The organism is Klebsiella sp. YJ (assembly GCF_002108615.1).
Lineage (GTDB): Bacteria > Pseudomonadota > Gammaproteobacteria > Enterobacterales > Enterobacteriaceae > Klebsiella > Klebsiella planticola.
The window spans coordinates 259,871-278,922 of sequence record NZ_MTEG01000006.1 but is presented as its reverse complement, the minus strand read 5'-3'; the positions used below and the strand labels follow the sequence as shown (position 1 = coordinate 278,922).

17 protein-coding genes, 1 tRNA gene and 1 pseudogene are annotated in these 19,052 nt (G+C 47.3%); 9 read left to right on the top strand and 10 right to left on the bottom strand.

The features are described 5' to 3' along the window. Positions 1-217 precede the first annotated feature (217 nt). Positions 218-1,855: an ATP-binding protein gene (locus BV390_RS08745; RefSeq protein ID WP_085396830.1), complete on the top strand. Its 1,638-nt coding sequence runs from the start codon at positions 218-220 to the stop codon at positions 1,853-1,855. Continuing rightward, positions 1,845-2,537 (top strand): response regulator, encoded by a 693-nt coding sequence (locus BV390_RS08740; protein ID WP_032690742.1) that lies wholly within the window; start codon positions 1,845-1,847, stop codon positions 2,535-2,537. Before BV390_RS08745 ends, BV390_RS08740 begins: the two co-directional genes overlap by 11 nt. A gap of 46 nt (positions 2,538-2,583) precedes the next feature. On the opposite strand, the gene BV390_RS08735 is transcribed toward BV390_RS08740, so the two are convergent. Then, the gene (locus BV390_RS08735) at positions 2,584-4,740 is read right to left on the bottom strand and encodes an ornithine decarboxylase (RefSeq protein ID WP_085396829.1); all 2,157 of its coding nucleotides are present in this window, start codon (positions 4,738-4,740) and stop codon (positions 2,584-2,586) included. A gap of 436 nt (positions 4,741-5,176) precedes the next feature. On the opposite strand from BV390_RS08735, the gene BV390_RS08725 reads away from it, so the two are divergent. The 3 genes from BV390_RS08725 (at position 5,177) to BV390_RS08715 (ending at position 7,526) form a co-directional block, all read left to right on the top strand. After that, positions 5,177-5,890, top strand: coding sequence for a DUF554 domain-containing protein (locus tag BV390_RS08725; protein ID WP_032690739.1), 714 nt, complete (start codon positions 5,177-5,179; stop codon positions 5,888-5,890). A 105-nt stretch (positions 5,891-5,995) separates the two neighbouring features. Next, positions 5,996-6,071, top strand: a tRNA-Phe gene (locus tag BV390_RS08720). Positions 6,072-6,254: 183 nt separating this feature from the next. Then, positions 6,255-7,526 carry a tyrosine-type recombinase/integrase gene (locus tag BV390_RS08715; RefSeq protein ID WP_085396828.1) on the top strand — a complete coding sequence of 424 codons (1,272 nt, stop codon included), beginning with the start codon at positions 6,255-6,257 and terminating at the stop codon, positions 7,524-7,526. 39 nt (positions 7,527-7,565) lie between these two features. On the opposite strand, the gene BV390_RS08710 is transcribed toward BV390_RS08715, so the two are convergent. The 4 genes from BV390_RS08710 to BV390_RS08695 form a co-directional block, all read right to left on the bottom strand. After that, positions 7,566-9,056 carry a relaxase/mobilization nuclease domain-containing protein gene (locus BV390_RS08710; RefSeq protein ID WP_085396827.1) on the bottom strand — a complete coding sequence of 497 codons (1,491 nt, stop codon included), beginning with the start codon at positions 9,054-9,056 and terminating at the stop codon, positions 7,566-7,568. After that, entirely contained in the window at positions 9,053-9,427 is a 375-nt protein-coding gene (locus BV390_RS08705) for a plasmid mobilization protein (protein ID WP_085396826.1), read from the bottom strand. The genes BV390_RS08710 and BV390_RS08705 overlap by 4 nt, the downstream gene beginning before the upstream one ends. A 6-nt stretch (positions 9,428-9,433) precedes the next feature. Beyond that, complete coding sequence (locus BV390_RS08700) at positions 9,434-9,694, bottom strand: hypothetical protein (RefSeq protein WP_085396825.1); 261 nt, start codon at positions 9,692-9,694, stop codon at positions 9,434-9,436. A 189-nt stretch (positions 9,695-9,883) separates the two neighbouring features. Further along, positions 9,884-10,135, bottom strand: a complete 252-nt coding sequence (locus BV390_RS08695) for a hypothetical protein (protein WP_085396823.1) — start codon at positions 10,133-10,135, stop codon at positions 9,884-9,886. A gap of 568 nt (positions 10,136-10,703) precedes the next feature. On the opposite strand from BV390_RS08695, the gene BV390_RS31460 reads away from it, so the two are divergent. Further along, the gene (locus tag BV390_RS31460; protein ID WP_227517231.1) at positions 10,704-10,886 is read left to right on the top strand and encodes a hypothetical protein; all 183 of its coding nucleotides are present in this window, start codon (positions 10,704-10,706) and stop codon (positions 10,884-10,886) included. Between the two features lie 29 nt (positions 10,887-10,915). Then, complete coding sequence (locus BV390_RS08690) at positions 10,916-11,590, top strand: EcsC family protein (RefSeq protein WP_255379410.1); 675 nt, start codon at positions 10,916-10,918, stop codon at positions 11,588-11,590. Positions 11,591-12,666: 1,076 nt separating this feature from the next. Here the strand turns inward: BV390_RS08690 and BV390_RS08685 are convergent. After that, a complete protein-coding gene (locus BV390_RS08685; RefSeq protein WP_085396821.1) occupies positions 12,667-12,870 on the bottom strand; it encodes a helix-turn-helix transcriptional regulator in 204 nt (67 codons plus the stop codon). A 911-nt stretch (positions 12,871-13,781) separates the two neighbouring features. Then, a complete protein-coding gene (locus BV390_RS32080) occupies positions 13,782-14,231 on the bottom strand; it encodes an alpha-amylase family glycosyl hydrolase (protein WP_437440647.1) in 450 nt (149 codons plus the stop codon). A 10-nt stretch (positions 14,232-14,241) separates the two neighbouring features. Here BV390_RS32080 and BV390_RS08675 point away from each other — a divergent pair. Next, positions 14,242-14,706 (top strand): annotated as a pseudogene (locus BV390_RS08675) (iron-containing redox enzyme family protein); the annotation flags it as partial. Here the strand turns inward: BV390_RS08675 and BV390_RS08670 are convergent. After that, complete coding sequence (locus BV390_RS08670; RefSeq protein WP_085396820.1) at positions 14,707-15,285, bottom strand: TetR/AcrR family transcriptional regulator; 579 nt, start codon at positions 15,283-15,285, stop codon at positions 14,707-14,709. An 864-nt stretch (positions 15,286-16,149) separates the two neighbouring features. Between BV390_RS08670 and BV390_RS08665 the strand changes: the two genes are divergently transcribed. Further along, positions 16,150-16,635, top strand: coding sequence for a GNAT family N-acetyltransferase (locus BV390_RS08665; protein WP_085396819.1), 486 nt, complete (start codon positions 16,150-16,152; stop codon positions 16,633-16,635). Between the two features lie 636 nt (positions 16,636-17,271). Here the strand turns inward: BV390_RS08665 and BV390_RS08660 are convergent. Together BV390_RS08660 and BV390_RS08655 are read right to left on the bottom strand one after the other, a co-directional pair. Beyond that, positions 17,272-17,829, bottom strand: coding sequence for a DJ-1/PfpI family protein (locus tag BV390_RS08660; protein WP_064793585.1), 558 nt, complete (start codon positions 17,827-17,829; stop codon positions 17,272-17,274). 22 nt (positions 17,830-17,851) lie between these two features. Further along, a complete protein-coding gene (locus BV390_RS08655; RefSeq protein ID WP_049268328.1) occupies positions 17,852-19,042 on the bottom strand; it encodes a glycoside hydrolase family 88 protein in 1,191 nt (396 codons plus the stop codon). Positions 19,043-19,052: the final 10 nt, after the last annotated feature.

Sequence of the window (19,052 nt, the reverse complement as noted above, 5' to 3'; positions counted from 1 at the left end):
ATTCACAGTTTATTTATTAGCGTGGTTTTTATGGTTTATTTTCTAAAACGAACAAACAAATAACATTTATTAACCTAAATTTAAGATCTGTGGCGACAGCAATATTTTTCTCATGCAGAGCGCTTGTGCAAAGGATCACAAGTTTCCGGCAAAGCAGATGTCAGCCGGAAAAAAGATGATATATTAGCCACTTCCCTTGATACCCAGCGTGATAGCGATGAAAGTTTCATTTCAAATAAAGCTGTTCATTTCACTGACGGCCTTTTTCTCAGTGCTCTTCGTGCTGTTAGGAGGCTATTATTATATTGATGTCGAAAAACAGCTGTATATGGAAATGAGCACGCGGGCAAAAATACAAGCAGAAGAGATCGCCATCATCCCTGTATTACGTGAAAATGTCGCCCGCAAGGATATTAGCGCAATCACTAATTTTATGCATAAAATAGCGGCGCGCAGTGACGCCAGTTTTATTGTCGTCGGCGATAATCAGGGCCGTCATTTGTTTCATTCGGCCTTCGCCGACCGGGTCGGCACTCTGCTCGTCGGCGGTGATAATGAGGAGGTGCTGAAGGGCAAAACCACCACCACCATTCGCCAGGGGGGTTTAGGGATTTCGCTACGCAGTAAAGCACCGATCTTCAGCGATGACGGTCAGGTGGTGGGGATTGTCTCCGTGGGCTACCTCACCAGCTACCTCGACACCATTACCGTCAGTAAAGCCGTCAATATTCTGCTCGCTGCCGTTTTGCTGCTCGTTGCCCTGTTCGTGTTCTCGTGGTTTTTTACCCGCAGCATTAAGAAGCAGATTTTCTCGCTGGAGCCGCGTGAAATCGGCCTGCTGGTGCGCCAGCAAAAAGCGATGATGGAGTCGATCTACGAAGGGGTGATCGCTATCGATGACCATCTGCGGATCGAGGTGATCAACCAGGCTGCGCGGAAGCTGCTGGGCCTGAACCAGCCCGCCCGACAGCTGCGCGGACAGCCGATCGGCCAGGTGATCGCCCCCGTCCCTTTCTTCTCACCGCAAACGATGCTGCAACGGGACACGCATGATGAGATCTGTCGGTTCAACGATCTGACGGTGATCGCCAGCCGCGTACGGATCATGCTGGAGGATTCGCTGCAGGGCTGGGTGATAACCTTCCGCGATCGCAATGAGATAGACACCCTCAGCGCTCAGCTCAGCCAGGTGAAACGCTACGTCGACAATCTGCGCATCATGCGCCATGAGCAGCTCAATCGCATTACCACGCTCTCCGGCCTGCTGCATATGGGGCGTTATGAGGAAGCCATTGGCTATATTCAGGCCCAGTCAGAACACGCCCAGGAGCTGCTGGACTTTATCTCGTCGCGCTTTCATTCGCCAACGCTGTGCGGTCTGCTGTTAGGCAAGGCCTCCCGCGCCCGCGAAAAAGGGGTGCAACTCAGCTTCGATCCGGCCTGCCGGATGGCGAGCCCCTTCGCCCCGCTTGCCGAAGCAGAGCTGATTTCGATTATCGGCAACCTGCTGGATAACGCCATTGAAGCGACGCAGCGCGCGCCGCTGCCGCACGAGGCGGTAGAGGTGCTGATTAAGCTCAACGCCCGTGAGCTGATTATTGAAGTCGCCGACCGCGGCGTCGGCATTACACCGGCCTTGCGCGAGAGGATATTTGAGCGCGGCATCACCACCAAAACCTGCGGCGACCACGGTATCGGACTGTACCTGATCGACAGCTATGTCAGCCAGGCTGGCGGAACGATCGAGGTCGCCGACAATATGCCCCGCGGCGCGATTTTTTCACTGTTTATTCCCGCCACGGGAAGCGCCTGGCGCCCGGAACAGGAACTGGAAGAGACCGACTATGCAACATGAACTTATCGATGTACTGATCGTGGAAGACGAGCACGCGTTGGCGCAGCTGCATGCGGAGCTGATTGGCAAACATCCGGGCCTGCGGCTGGTGGGCATTGCGTCATCCCTGGCCGACGCGCAGACGCAAATTGAGAGTAAGCGGCCGCAGCTGGTGCTGCTGGATAATTACCTGCCGGACGGGAAAGGCATTACGCTTATCGGTAATGCGCTGCTGGCACGTACCCCCTGTTCGGTCATTTTTATCACCGCCGCCAGCGATATGGATACCTGTAGCCTGGCGATCCGCAACGGCGCGTTCGACTACATCCTCAAGCCGGTATCGTGGAAGCGTCTTAACCAGTCACTTGAGCGCTTTATGCAGTTCGCTGAACAGCAGCGGGTGTGGAAGATCGTCGATCAGCAAAACGTGGATTCCCTGTATCAACTGCAGGCGAAAAACTACCGTCAGGATAACGGCAGCAAAGGCATAGAGGGGAATACGCTGGCGCGGGTACAAAATCTCTTTAGCCACCATACGCTGCGCTGCTTTTCGGTGGACGAAGTCGCGAGCGCGACGGGACTGAGCAAAACCACCGCCCGCCGCTATCTGGAACACTGCGTGGAGAGCGGTTTTCTCAGCGTGGAGATGCAATACGGTAAGATTGGCCATCCGCGCAGAATGTACCGACATAGCGCGGGCTGAGCCACCGCATCCCCTCTCCCGACACACTGCAGGAGAGGGGTCGCTATTAAGAAAGGCGCATAGCCGCCTGGTTCAGCACATAGCCGTACAGCCGCTTGATGCCGTCAGAATCCGTTTCGCTATATACCCCCTGCAGCTCGGGTGAAAAACCGGGCAGCATGTTGACGCCCTCTTCCAGCGCCAGGAAATAGCGCAGTACCGCCCCGCCCCAGACTTCTCCCGGTACCACGCACAGCACGCCCGGCGGATACGGCAGCGCCCCTTCCGCGGCGACCCGGCCTTCGGCCTCGCTTAACCGTACCAGCTCAACGTTGCCGCGAATAAACTCGCGGTTTGCATCCTGGGGGTTCATCACCACGTGCGGGAAGCTCTGCTTGCGGAACATCTCTTTTTGCAGATCCTTCACATCAAAGCTGACATACAGATCATGCATCTCCTGGCACAGCTCGCGGAGGGTATAATCGCGATAGCGAACCGGATATTTGTTATAGATAGTCGGCAGTACATCGGCCAGCGGCGTGTCGGCTTCGATATGCTGTTCAAACTGCTCCAGCATCGCCACCAGGCGGGCCATTTTTTCCGCACTCTCGGCCGGCGTGAGCAGGAACAGGATCGAATTCAGGTCGCACTTCTCCGGCACAATGCCGTTCTCACGCAGGTAGTGCGCCAGAATGGTCGCCGGAATACCGAACCCGGTATATTCGCCGCTTTCGGCGTCAATGCCCGGGGTAGTCAGCAATAGCTTACAGGGATCGACAAAGTACTGCTCGCTGGCATAACCCGCGAAACCGTGCCAGCTGGCGCCCGGTTCAAAGCTGAAGAAACGCCGCTCGCGGGCAATCGTCTCGGTAGGATAATCCTGCCATGGGCGACCCGCCACAGCCGGCGGAATAAACGGCTGTATCATTTTGCAGCGGGCGATAATCGCCTTGCGCGCTTCAATGCCCTGCACCACGCACTCTGCCCACAGCCGGCGACCGCTCTCTCCTTCATGGATTTTGGCGTTCACATCCAGCGCCGCAAACAGCGGGTAAAACGGACTGGTGGAGGCATGTAGCATAAAGGCGTTATTCAGCCGCTTATGCGGGCAGAATCGCGCCTGGCCGCGCAGGTGATTATCTTTTTTGTGGATCTGCGACGTTTGCGAGAACCCCGCCTGCTGCTTATGCACCGATTGGGTTACAAAAATGCCCGGATCGTTTTCATTCAATTCCAGCAGCAGCGGGGAGCAGTCGGCCATCATCGGAATAAACTGTTCATAGCCTACCCACGCGGAATCAAACAGAATGTAGTCGCACAGGCCGCCGATTTTATCCACCACCTGACGGGCGTTGTAGACCGTCCCGTCGTAGGTGCCCAGCTGAATGACCGCCAGACGGAACGGACGTGGTGCGTCGGCTTTTTCCGGCGCCACTTCCCGAATCAGATTACGCAGGTAGTGTTCATCAAAGCAGTGGTCATCGATGCCGCCGATAAAGCCAAACGGATTTCGCGACGCTTCGAGATAGACCGGCGTGGCTCCCGCCTGAATCAGCGCACCGTGGTGGTTGGATTTATGGTTATTGCGGTCGAACAACACCAGGTCACCGCGCGTCAGCAGCGCGTTGCTGACCACTTTATTCGCCGCCGAGGTGCCGTTGAGGACAAAATAGGTTTTGTCGGCATTGAAAACCTTCGCCGCGAACTTCTGCGCATGCTTCGCCGAGCCTTCGTGGATCAGCAGATCCCCAAGCTTCACATCAGCATTGCACATATCGGCGCGAAAGACGTTTTCGCCAAAGAAGTCAAAAAACTGGCGGCCCGCCGGGTGTTTTTTAAAGAAAGCACCGTGCTGATGCCCCGGACAGGCAAAGGTGCTGTTGTCCATCTCGACGTACTGCGTCAGGGTATTGAAGAACGGCGGGAGCAGGTTCTCTTCATAGCTGCAGGCAGCGGCTTCCAGTTCGAGCCACTCCTGCTCCTTCCCGCCGATGATCGCCGTCACGCCGTCTGGCTTTGCCATGTCGCTATCGGTCAGCAGATAGACCGGCAGGTTAAAGCCGCTGCGTTTAAGCAGAGAGAGGATGCAGCTGCGGCTGTCCGCTGCGGTAATGACGACTGCCGCCACATCGGTAAAATCAGTACTGTCCAGCGCCACCACGCGACGGTGGGTAGAGAGATGAGAGACCAGCGCGTGGCTGGCGGCAATGTGCATTGATTTCATTAGCGCGAATACCCGTTTCCGGAGAGTAAAAGGCTTCAGGCAAGGCGTTGATGCCTTGCCCAACGAAATGTCAGGGTCCGACTGGATTCCAGCTCCGACCGCCAGACATCAGTAAAAGCAGACCGGGTCCGATCTTACTGTTGTCCTGCAGTGAGCATGCGCTGCCTTCACCGCATGGGGTGCAGAGAATCAGAATGCAGAGTAGCAAGATGAGACGGCTTACGCATCTGCGCGCAGCGGCAATGATGATGTACGGATGGGGTGATCATCGGCGGCCTCATCGCTGAAGAGAAGAAAATTCGCGCAATAATGTCACCTTTGACATACCTGCGCAAGATGAAATCTGTATGCAAACTGGCGACGTATTTGCAGGTCTTTACCCTGCTTTCGGGTCATAATGATGCCGTTGTCAGGGATAATGAACAGGAGCACTGCTATGGTGACAGGACCTTTTATTAATGCCGGCGCGGTCCTTTTAGGCGGCGTACTGGGCGCGCTGTTAAGCCAACGATTGCCGGAGCGAATTCGGACATCGATGACCTCTATTTTCGGTCTGGCCTCATTGGGGATTGGTATTCTGCTGGTAGTGAAATGCGCCAACCTGCCGGTGATGGTGCTCTCCACGCTGGTCGGCACGCTGCTTGGCGAAGCCTGCAATATGGAAAAAGGCATCAATACTCTGGTCAGCAAGCTTCAGCAGTGGCTCACGCCAGCGGGCAAAAAAAAGGCGCAGTTGAATACGTCGTTTATTCAGAGCTATGTCGCCATTATTGTCCTGTTCTGCGCCAGCGGTACCGGGATTTTCGGCGCCATGCGCGAAGGGATGACCGGCGATGCCAGCATTCTGATCGCCAAAGCCTTTCTCGACTTTTTCACCGCCACGATTTTCGCCTGCACGCTGGGATTTGCCGTTTCAGCTATTTGCGTCCCGATGCTGCTCATCCAGCTCACGCTGGCGGCCTGCGCATCGCTGATCATGCCGCTCACCACGCCGATGATGATGGCCGATTTCAGCGCCGTCGGCGGCATGCTGCTGCTGGCGACCGGGCTGCGCATCTGCGGAATTAAGATGTTTGCGGTGGTTAACATGCTACCTGCCCTGCTCCTGGCGATGCCGATTTCAGCGGCCTGGACGCTTTTTTTCACCTGAAAACGGGTGCTTTTAATTCAAACTGGTGATAGATTGTGCAGTCTGCATCGATTTAAATAAATTTCGTTGACGAAGCGAGGCGAATCGGTTTTAATGCGCCCCGTTGCCCGGATAGCTCAGTCGGTAGAGCAGGGGATTGAAAATCCCCGTGTCCTTGGTTCGATTCCGAGTCCGGGCACCAATCATTTAGAAACGGACGTCTACTGACGTCCGTTTTGCTTTATAAAGTCAACAAGTTATCCCCTTCCAGTTGTCTACTACTGTCCGTTAAAATCTACTGGCAGCGCCTCCGATTTGTTGGTAAAAGTGTTGGTAATCTCAGTTCGATGAGATTTTTACCAACATTTGCACAAGGAGGCTTGCTATGCGCTTAACTGATATTGCTGTAAAAAACGCCAAGCCTTCCGACAAGCAGATCAAGCTATCGGATGGAAAGGGGTTATATCTGCTGGTGCATCCGAATGGTTCCAAATACTGGCAAGCTGCTTATCGCTTTGATGGTAAGCAAAAAGTCTTCTCAATTGGTACCTATCCCGCAGTATCACTCGCAGAAGCTCGTACAAGCCTCTTAGAGATGAAATCTCTGTTAGCCAGTGGTATCGACCCACTTCAACAGAAAAAAGCTGTAAAGGCCGAAGAACGTGGAGATTTTACGTTTGAGGCTGTAGCTCGTGATTGGCACAAAAAAATGTCTGTTAGTGAGCGGTGGATACCTCAACACAGCGAACGGATTCTGAACAGCCTCATCAATCATCTTTTTCCCGCTCTTGGTTCAAAAGACATTACGAAATTAACTACCCGCGATCTGCTTCTTCCTCTTCGTAAAATTGAGGTCAAAGGACAACACGAAACGGCTTCACGCCTGAAACAACGTATTACAGCTATCATGCGTTATGCTGTTCAAGAAGATATGATTACCCATAATCCCGCTAATGAACTTGGCGGCACGTTAATCACACCTAAAAGAACGCATTACCCAGCGCTTGAACTTGAGCAGATACCCGATCTACTTGCTCGTATTGATGCTTATAATGGGCGTAGATTAACGGTATTAGCTTTAAAGCTCACTATGCTTGTATTCATCCGCTCAAGTGAATTGCGGTTTGCTCGTTGGCCTGAAATAGATTTTAAAAATGCTTTATGGGTTATTCCGCCAGAAAGAGACGAGATCGAGAACGTTAGATTTTCTGAGAGAGGATCTAAAATGCGGATACCGCATTATGTCCCTCTCTGTAAACAAGCTATAAAAATATTAGAAGAACTAAAAGAGATTAGTTATGATGTTTCAGATGGGCAGGGATTAATTTTCATTGGTAGCCATGACTACCGAAAACCAATGAGCGAAAACACAATCAATAAATCCTTAAGGCTCATGGGCTATGATACACAAAAAGATATATGCGGCCACGGTTTCCGCACAATGGCTTGTAGTAGTCTGGTTGAATCCGGCATATGGACTGAAGACGCTATAGAAAGGCAAATGAGCCATAAAGAACAAAATAATGTTCGTGCTGCTTATATTCATAAAGCCAAGCATATTACCCAAAGGCGGTTAATGCTTCAATGGTGGGCTGATTATTTAGACGCAAACAAAGAAAGGCATATTATGCCGTTTGATTTTGCCAGAATAAATTAACTGATTGCCGAAAACAATAAAAGAGGCTTTAAGCCTCTTTTATCGTGATTTAAAACTTCTTGGTTTTAAATGCTGATCGTCTTCCTGCTGTAGTGGTGTCATTTCTTTTTTTGCTTGTTCTTTCTTTAGATTTTCTTTTAACTTCGATTTAAATCTATTTTCATAATCAACCATATAAGATGGCTTTTTCTTTATTTCTTCTTTAACCAGCTTTTCCTTATTCTTTGGCTGAATAACTGGTTTTTTAATACCTAAACGCTCTCTTACTTCTTCGATCTTAGCTGCTCTACTATTGAAACGGCTACCGCTCTTGAGTCTAAATTGATTGGTGGCTGCGTTTGCTGTTTCTGCATGATCAAGTATCCTACCAATAGAACCGCCGCTAAATTTAGAACTCCCACTATTGAAGCCACCTTGATTATAATCATTGTCTGATTTTTCATTGTATTGTTTTTTAACTCTGTTGAGTATTTGTGCAGCTTTTTGTGTTGTTCTTCCAATTTTTTTGTTTGTTGGTCTATTATATTTTTCGCTGAGTTTAAAGCGGTTGTTGTTGCTTCTAATGAGTTGTTCACTTTTGTTAGTGTTTGTTGTGTCTAATTTAATGCTGTACTGACTGATTCTGATAATATCATCATCGTTTCTGATAATGGTTCTATCGTCATTGAAATCTGATTCAACAAGTGATCGTCCAATACTATTTGGTTCATCATCTTTTCTTGCTGAGAAAATTCTAACGAGTTCATCATCTCTATCTTTGTCATATTTCACCTTACTTTTTATAGTGTTCCAACTAAATTTTTTTCCAAGAGATGAACCCTTGAAAAAAATATTTTTTTCATTATTTTTGATACCAAATGACACCCCGGCGACGTTGCCAGTAGAAGCAACGTTAAAGGCCGGATCGATGTCTACAGCCTGTAGTCTGTCTATGAACGTCTGTAGGTCTGGTTTACCCAACATAGCCGCTTGTAGTGCATTCTGTAGCACTAAACGGGCTGGCTTTTCTCCAGTTCTGAGGGCTTGCTCGATCTCGTTCTTGGTTGGTGCTGATACCTCTGATTTTTGACCTTTTAAGCCATCCGTGATGGTTAAGCCGTGCTTTATCTCAAGACGTTCACAAGCTGCTATTGTGTTAAATGCTGAGTGCTGCCCAAGCCATACAGAACCGTCTAAACCTATGCGGTTGGCTACAATATGGATATGTTCTTTATCTGTATCGTTATGACGCACACAAATATATTGATGTTTTTCTATATCAATATTCATTTCTTTCAAATAGTCTTTTGCTATCTCTTGCCATTGCTCATCTGTTAAATGTTCATTTTTTGGAAGAGATAAATATGCATGAAACACTGGTTTTTTTATATCTTGTCTAAAGCTGCTTACAGCTTTAAACTCATCAGTTAAATCACTAACATTATTGTTATCTGCTGACATATTGCTACAAATAAAACTGTGATCATCTTTTAATATATAACCAACTCTATTTTTAAAAGACTTTCCAGTCTTGGCTACCTTTCCTTTCATATATAACCTAAATCCTTATTCACTTCTATCAATCTTCTGCCAACTTGCTTAATATTAAACATTATTTTATCAACATCATCTTTATTAAAATGTTCATTACCATTTAACTTTTTAACGGCCTGATTTATGTTATTACCAAGAGCTGACATCTGTAAGTATGTTTTTTGATTAACTTCTGGCATTTTTCTTTTTATCACTGGTTCTGCGTTTAAAATCTCTTTCCGGATATAATGGCCTCTTTCTAAACCAGAGGCTTCAACTAATAATTTTAAATATTCAAACTCTGATTTGTTTACTCTGAACTGTATTGATATATCTCTGCGTTCTTCGTGATTTAACCCTATACGTCCTCTTTTTCTGTCTGTATCCATATTTTATTATTCCCATGTAGTAAACATATAATCTCTTATAGCTTTTATATAGTCTTCATCATTTTCATCAATCAAAGATTTTAGAAGATCATCAGCTTTATTTTCTTGTATATACCTATGAGACACAAAATAACATAATCTTTGTTCATCACTATTTATTTCACAAAAAGGTATATCTTTATCTTGTTCTATGTAATAAAAAAACCTTGCTAATAACTCAAACTTCATTTTTAAACTTATCTGTTCCTCTATGTCATCATCAATCATATTCTATTACTCCTCTTATATTTAATCAGTGCTTTTTTATCGATTATTTTTCTAACATCTGATATTGCTTGTTTTGCTTCACTTGAAGAATTTGTTTTTCCAATGCAGCTCCTAATCATGCCCCCCCCCAACATTATACAAAGAAGCATCATTCCTATTGCTATAATCATATATTAATCTCCATAACTCTCATTTGAATAATAAAGTTAAGTTTTCGACAACTTCGCTGTATATGTCTTCATCAATAGCAAGCATTACGTCATTACCTACAATCTTATCAAAGATAAGTTTGTAGCTTTCTTTGTCGTGTCTATTCATCTCAAATGACTCCTTTTTGCTAATATCCTTATAATCTAAATGAACAAAAAAACGATTACAGGGAAGTAAGCGATCTAAATCGTTTATGTATAAACATTTTGATACTGATAAAACTATTTTCATATTTATTCCTTTTTGTTTTGAAGTGAATTGTAAAACTATTTACCGCCAACCCTTGATAGGGTGTTCAGGCGGAAGGGTAGATCTTTTTCAACCCTACGAGCAAAGCGAGATAGGGCCAATCGAAGATTGGGGTAAAATAGCGGATACGCTATTACACCTTGCCTCAGTTTCCGAAAAGCTAAAAATAAAGCTGAACTCAACCCATATTTAAATAAATTAACCGATATAAAAAGTTTGTCAATATAGCGGCTACATGAATAAATACACTGCACGACAAATAAAATGCAAATAAAAGATAGGGTAAATAATATATTGTCTTTCTGGTAGCTGCGCGTAATAGGTAGCTTTGCGTAAAAAGTACCGCTGCTATGTGAAATCTGGCAAAGTTCGTGACCATCAACTCACCCAGATTTGAAGGCATGGGGTTTGATCGGCGGCGACAGAAAGGGACAAAACTTGCTTTTGTGCGTTTGCTGGCGTCTATTGTATTGGTTTCAGAAAATCATTATCGATGATACTACTGTTTATGTTAATCTGAGGTCGCACAGCATATATAGCGGATATACATATGAAACCAACACCTTATGATAAAAAAGCATTAGTAGAAATTCATGCTTGGAAAAACCCTGAAATAACATGGTTAGATAAAGCATTAAGCGTTATAAATAAACCATTAGATTATGTCGGAGATGTTATATTAGATAATGAGACTGTTGGTCATGTCATAAAAAATCAATCAATGGTCTTGTAAGTGTATGTAATGATGCCGCACAATGGAGTGTGCGGAGTGAGGCTATATTTGAAGAGTTCCGTGGTGATGGTCATCATCATATAAACTCACATGAAGATATATCATCACTTACGCTAGAACATGTAGATAAAACAGTCGGATGGTTAGCAGCAAAATATAAAGGAATCGCACTCACTGAAGGTGCTGGAACTGGCGCGGTAGGTATGGCTGGAATGATCATTGACATTCCATCTTTGATAACTCTAAATTTACGTGCTATTGGTGAATATGCCACATATTATGGTTTCGACATAGAACGGCAAGAAGAAAGATTATTTGCTTTTAATATATTAGGTTTATCTTCATCACCAACAGATCTGTCTAAAAATTTAGCCATGTCTCAACTCATAAAGATATCTCAAGATGTCGCCAGAAAAAAAACATGGAATGAGCTTAATAAACAAGCTTTTGTCAAAGTCATTCAACAAATATCTAAAACATTAGGTATAAGACTCACCAAAGCAAAATTAGCACAAACGATTCCTGTTGCAGGTGCGGTAGTAGGCGGCGGATTCAATGTTTATTTTACAAATAAGGTATGTGATGCTGCGTACTATTTATACAGAGAGCGTTTTTTAGCAGCTAAATATGGTGCTGATGTTATCGAACAGACCGTAAAACCAGCAACCAGTTTTAGCATGGAAGATCCAGAAGATATAAAATGATTTATAAAATGGCAGATATTAAAAATTATCTGCCTTAAATTTAAATTTCCATTACGCCCTAAAATACAACATTTAAATAATATTGCCTGTTGTGTTTTATTTTTTATAAATAGTTTATGACATGAAACCTTACTGTTTTATATTTTCCTGTTTTGGTTTTTCATGTTCTTTTTTATTTAATTTTTTTGTACTAGTAGTACTAGAATTTTATCAGCTTAGGTTCTTGGGTTTTAGATGGCGACTTTCAGTCGTAGTAGTTTTCCGTTAGGAAAACTTAGTTTTTCTTGGAGCATTCCCCCCCCTCCCCCCGTGCGAAAAATGAAAATCGCTAAAGAGATAGAGAAAGGAAAAAAGAATGCTCATTGCGCTTTGATTACTCAAAAAGTATTCAGGCTGTTTCCAATCTGATACTCCCCCCCGCGACCCGCGCAAACCCTACCATGATCTTTTAAGCACTTCTCGTTTTACTAAAGAAGCTATAACGCTTTATAAATTTTAGGTAAGGCGATTCAGGCTGACAACATCGCTCCCGGTTAACCGCTGTCTACAATAACTCGATCTTCACCATCACTTGAGGGACCTTCGTATGATCGCACCCGATACAACAGGTTTTAACGTTATTGCTTTTGAGACTAAAAAGGATTCTGGGAATGGTATTTGACAGGCTTGTAAAAAGTTCAGATTTAGATTTGACAAATATAAGTTGATTAGATAATACTTTATTTATATTTGTAATCACGTTCCTGTTTAACTGATTACAAGACTTCAAAAGTCGTCGAAACTTTTTTAGTCCTTAAAAAGTCAACTTTCAAAGTTGGCTTTTTTTGTATCTTCATTCTTTGTAGATCTCTATATATTATATGTCAAGCGTAAATCAAGAATATTTTAACAACCATGATCAATTAGATAAAACCAAATAAATAAAAAAGGCCAGATAAAAACCTAGCCTTTTATTTTAAACATATAATATTTTTCATATATGGCCTTAAAACGCTCTGTACGCGATTTTGAGACGTTTTATAGTAAAAGCAATGGGATTTAATGATCAGTAAAGATAAAATCGCTTGTAATACGTTTTACGCAGCTTGATTACGCGAATAAAAAATCTTTTTATCAATCCACTGATCGACTTCACTTTCAATAAATGCGATAGACCGTTCACCTGTTTTTACAGGTGATGGAAAACTATTATTTTTAATCAATCGATAAATCCAAGCCCTGCAAAATCCTGTACGATCGATTACTTCAGAAATGCGGATCAGTTTTGTTTTTTCTTTCATATATTTTTCCTTTTGTTATTTGATGTCGCTATTATTCGAATATCGCTTATGACAATCAACACCTGTTTTTGTTATTTTCATTGTTTTTTGGAAGGGAACAGAGGAAAAACACAAGAAATCAATTAAAAACAATTAGTTATCATTCTAGCAAAAAGTGCTTTTTTATTTGACAACACGATATTTACACTATCTAAAAACCGATGTTTACTAACGAATAATAGTGTAACTTATTGATTTAAATTGACAACACCTATGATTTGTTGGTAAATGTACGTTGGTAAAAAACACTGCATACTTATTTTTATTCTATAAAATATAGGATTGCACAAATGTTCGATTCCGAGTCCGGCACCACTTATTTAAAGAAACCAGCCTGATGGCTGGTTTTTTGCTTTCTGCAACACGGACTCTTCATCAAACTTCGTTCGATTATTCGCGGCGCGCCGCTCACCCCTTCGGGGCCAGCGCGACAAGCGCGCTGTTCAACGCCTGCGGCGTTAGTCCGAGTCCGGCACCACTTATTTAAAGAAACCAGCCTGAGGGCTGGTTTTTTGCTTTCTGCAGCACGGACTCTTCATCGAACTTCGTTCGATTATTCGCGGCGCGCCGCTCACCCCTTCGGGGCCAGCGCGACAAGCGCGCTGTTCAACGCCTGCGGCGTTAGTCCGAGTCCGGGCACCACTTATTTAAAAAAACCAGCCTGAGGGCTGGTTTTTTGCTTTCTGCAGCACGGACTCTTCATCGAACTTCGTTCGATTATTCGCGGCGCGCCGCTCACCCCTCCGGGGCCAGCGCGACAAGCGCGCTGTTCAACACCCCAGCGGGCCCTCTCTGTGAAATAGCGATGCTGAACGCTGGCCCGCCCCTTCCGAATCATTTGTGATGCGTAAATGAATGCCCTGCTCTCCTGATTAATGCAGTTTATACACGCCCGCCTGCCATGGGCTTAAGGCGATAGAGGTACTTCCCTGCGGCGTATCGTTATGCTGATTAGTCTCGATAACAACCTGCTCGATGGCATCACTGGACGGCAGGAGATAGCGAACAGGCTGCTCTTTAAAGTTCACTACGACCAGATAGCGCTCCCTGCCCAGGATTCGCGTACAGGCATAGACAGTATTATCCTGGGCATTGAGATCCTGATAGGCGCCATACACCAGCGCCGGAATTTTATGACGCAGCTGAATCATTTTTTTATAGTCATTCAGCACCGAATCTCCCTGGGCCGACTCGCGCTCGGCATTGATTTGCACATAGTTTGGATTGATGTGAAACCAGGGCTTGCCGCTAGTGAAACCAGCGTTAGGACCATCATTCCACTGGAAAGGGGTTCTGCTGTTATCGCGGCTGGTCAGGCGCACGTTATCGAGGAACAATGAAATCACGCACGTCAATCTGTATAAGGATTTACTGAAGCGTCGGGATATTGCCTTACCCGATAATCATTTTACCCATCTGTATGACTGGCAAGGGCTTGCGGGATATAACGCTTTCATGCCTGGCGGCGTGAACCGGCAGCACTACTACAAATCGCCTGGCGTGATGGCGATGACTGAATTACTCGATCCCCCCCAGTATCAAAAACTGGTCGCCGGTTGCCTGCGTATTGGCATGACAGAACGCGATGTGCATTATTATGCTGAACACATCACGGTTGATATCGGGCACGCCGATGGATGGCTGAATAACGTTATCGTACCGACAGGTAAAAGACATCCGGCAGCGATGGAGGAAGTGTACTTCGGCGCCGCGCTGCGACTGCAAACCTGCAACGATTACTACGATCGCCTGCTGGAGACGTTACGCGCACTTGAAATACCCAACACGGTGCGATGATCAGAGCGTCTCGCCTTCGGAATAAATAAGAGCTTTCGCCGCACTCCAGGCCGTCATTCCCGGGGGGATCTCCCGGCACTCAGATGACTCAGCCTGCTGGGCGGCGATTGCGCCATCGATCAGCATGACCATCATCATCGCCACCCGTTCCGCCGGCTCCGGTTTTAATACGCACACCAGAATGTCGCGAAAAAACTGGTAAAGGCGTGATTTAAACGTCGAGCAGGTCATCCGGATGGACTGGGAAGAAGTGCCATATTCGAAGAGTGCGCGGGTGAACATGCAGCCATGAAAATCCTCGCACTTAAACCAGTTGTTGTAGTATTCAAAGACGGCAAACAGCTTCTCCCGCGCCGAGGATTTATCCGCAATAATGTTCTGCAGATCCTGCATAAACTCGTATTCTTTCAGCTGTAAAATGGCGAGGATGAGCGCTTCTTTATCCGGATAGTAGCGGTAGAACGTCATTTTAGAGATGCCCGCATTTTCCGAAATTCGGTCGATGCTTGGCGACTGGTACCCTTCCCGGTTAAACAGGGACATGGAATGACGGATAATTTCCGCTTGTTTTGGCTTCATACGTCGTTTTCCTGTTAAAGGATGCAATATTAGCTTTATACTGAAAATCTTAAGCGATAAACATTCAATTGATACACTGCTTTGCACTGCGCAAAGACAGGAGGCGGCAAGTAACCACGCTGCCGCAGTCTCTGACCCCTGCCTCTCCCCGCGTTAATGAAGCATTCATCGACGAAAAACACGTTGCCGGATGCCTGCACCCAATGCAAAAAGAGCACAGGTACTCAGCCATCCCCCCGCAGTCGCGCTTGCGCTGTGCGCCCGTTCCTGGACTGTTGTCACGGTACTGCTTTGCTCAACAACGAGATAAATTCTGACGTCTGCAACACGAGCCGCATCCCCCTACCGACAAGATGATGAGCAAAGAGGGCTTCCCGCAGGCAAAGGGAAACGATGCGCCCTGATTTCGCACCTCACTCAACCAACCGTCAGCTCTATGACCTTAACTGCAAAGGTATGCCGTTCCGGGGGGAGAATCCCCTGCTGTTTCATAGCCGGTATCAGAATCTCACTGCGCTCAATCTGCGCACAATTCACCGGAGAAAAACCGCGGCGTTAACAGCATAAAATATCGTCAATGGAAATATAATACCTCAACGCCAAACATAATTATAATGATTCTCTCTTTACCAGGCTAATTGTTCATCTTCAGCTGAATCCGCCCGACCCGTTTCGACACAAGATTGATCCTTCTCACGCTATTATTTTAACGGCCGTCAACGGTTTTGCTGACCCGTTCCTTCCGGTATTCCCCGGAGGGGAATAAATCAGACGAAAAGATGACGCTGTAATTGACCTATTCTAATACAATAATTAGAATATTTTCGCACATCCACTTTCAGTGTTTGTTGAGGGATAATACCGATGAATATAAAGGGGTTAAAACATAGAGCAGTAACAGAGGAAGACATTGCCATAATATGCAACTTTATCAAAAACCCCACAGAACTATTCTATTTCTTCCCAAAAGCAGAGTTCCCTCTTACCGTCTCTCAATTGCGAGAAGCGATTACCCAGCGCCAGGACTCAACCGTTTTTGTTATTAATGAAGTCCCCGTAGGTTTTGCAAATATCTACCGCTGGGAACAGGGAGGGTGCTGTTCTATAGGAAACGTAATTATTTCTCCTGAGTTCCGAGGACAGGGAGTATGCCGCTATCTAATAGCGACAATGTGTTCAATTGCTCGCGAGAAGTATCAGGCATCAGAGATTGCCGTCTCCTGTTTTAATCAAAATACAAGCGGGTTACTGGTTTACACGGCTCTTGGATTCACACCTTCCGCAATTGAAAAAAGAAAGGATAAATCAGGGAATAATGTGGCACTGATTCATCTCCACTTGACTGTATAAACTATTCGCCGCGCCAGCTCCCACCGAAGACAGGCATGCCGATGAATAGCTGAAAGCCCCGAAGAAACCCAAAGCTACTGACTCTGCTTTATTTACAAAACACCCCCTCTAAAATCATATCACTGGCCCTTGAAATCCCCCCTCACCACTCTGAAACTAAAACAATAAACATTAAAAATAAAACCCCATCTAAAACAAAATCCTTATAGCGATAAAAATCATAACCAGGAAAGACACCTTCACCATTACAGAACCAGATTTATGTTTTCCGACAGCGGATTATTTGAACATCGGTAAAGGAAGTGATTTTCAGCTCTGCCATATGCGAAGCCATGACTAACGGAGAAGTCTATGGGCTGACAAGATTTTCTCGCCCATGTATGACTGATGCGGACCTGGCGTTATCGAATGACGTAACCCAACCTCAGAGGCAGAGAAAACATCGATGCGGCGATACCTCTGGTACCGGGCTCTGCCTACCCCCTGGCGAGCATGACCCTTTCCTGGCAATAACCTGTCTGGCCGCGATGGGGGGCGGGTACAAACGACAGGCCTTATCGCTAAAGCCCGGGACATCTGCCCGGGCCAGTTTTTGCTTACCTCAGCGCGCCTGATAACCGGCGACCGCCCCCTGCGCTACCAGCGGTAATAGATATGCTCCGCATGCTCACGGGCCGCCGCCTCATCGCCCTGCAGACGCGCCGCCACCGTCAAGGAAAAATCAAACACCTTCCCGAGCCCCCGACCGCTAATCAGATTGCCGTCCTCCACCACATCGGCGTCAACATATACGCCGTCGCTCACCTGCCGCCAGAGCTCGCCGGAACAGACATAGCGGCGGCCTTTCAGCAGACCGTTGCCCCCCAGCACGCGCGCCGCGGCGGAACAAATCGGGCACAGGTATTTACCCAGCTCATCGTGGCGGCGTACAAAGGCGATCACCTGCTCGCTTTGGGCCAGAAAGACGCTCCCTTCAGGCCCGCCCGGCAGGACCACCGCGTCAAAAGTCTGCTCCATGCTTTCCGCCAGCGTCCTGTCCGCCATCATCGGAATAGCGTGATAGCTAACCACCTCGCGCGTCTGCGCGCAGGCAATCGTCTGCACGTGGATCTTCAAGCGCCGTAAAACATCGATTGCGACAATCGCTTCCCCTTCTTCGAAGCCCGGGGCCAATAAAACCGCTACCGTTTTCATGTTCTCTCTCTCCATTTCGCCATTACCACCACGAGTACCAGGTCTGGCGCAGACGTATCAGTGCTTCAAGATAGAAGTAGTCACCCCAGCTGCAGCACTGATCCACCCCTTTTCCACTGCCCATGTGATAAACCGAGTGCTTGAGCAGCCCTTCGGTCGGGTCATCGTCGGTCGCCAGATAGTTATCGGTCAGCGACTGGACGATACGCAACGCCATCTCCTCGTAATGCGGGCGATGCTGATCGAGCGCCGGCAGCGCATTGACCAGCTCCAGCAGACCGCAGGCGGTAATCGCCGCCGCCGAGCTGTCGCGTACCGCGTCGGTACCGAGCAAGGCCAGATCCCAGTGGCACACATCATCTTCCGGCAGACGGTTGAGGAAGTAGTGGGCCAGGCTGCGCGACAGCTCCACCATACTTTTATCACCGGTATAGCGATAGCTGAGCAGGAAGCCGTAGATGCCCCATGCCTGGCCGCGGGACCAGCAGGAGGTGTCGCTATAGCCCTGATGGGTGTTGCCAAAACGCGGCTCGCCGCTGTTCACGTCAATGTAGTAGGTATGGTAGGTCGAGGCGTCTTCACGCACGATATAGCGCGCCGCCTGTTGCGCATGGGCCGTGGCCGCCTGCGCATAGCGCGGGTCCCCGGTCTGCTCGCTGGCCCAGTAGAGCAGCGGCAGATTCATATTGCAGTCGATGATCATCCGCCCCTGCTGTTCCGGGTCGTTCAGATCCCCCCAGGCCTGAATAATTCTGGCCGTCGGGTTGAAGCGCTCCATCAGCGTTTCCGCGGCCAGCAGCGCGCTCTGGCGGGCGGCCTCATTGCCGGTGAGTCGCCATGCGCTGACGCAGGAGAGTGTATAGAGAAACCCCAGATCGTGGGTCGCCGTATCGATACGCTCCTCGATGCGCCGGGCAAAAGAGGGTAGATAGCGCTCTGCCGCCTCGCGATAGGCGGGATTACCGCTCATTTCCCACGCCAGCCACAGCTGGCCCGGCCAGAAGCTGGTCGTCCACTCGACGTTTTCAGAACGCGGCCAGATGCCGTTTTCACAGGCTTCGCCCGGGAATTTATCGCCAAAAGCGACAATGTTTTTATCGAGCTTGCGGGTCACGCGGGTCAGCGCATCATCGAGCTTCTGGCGCAGCGCCAGCCGGTCGACCTGATACAGCTCGACGGGGCGGAGGGCTTCGGTAATCACCTTTTTGGACATAACAACTCCT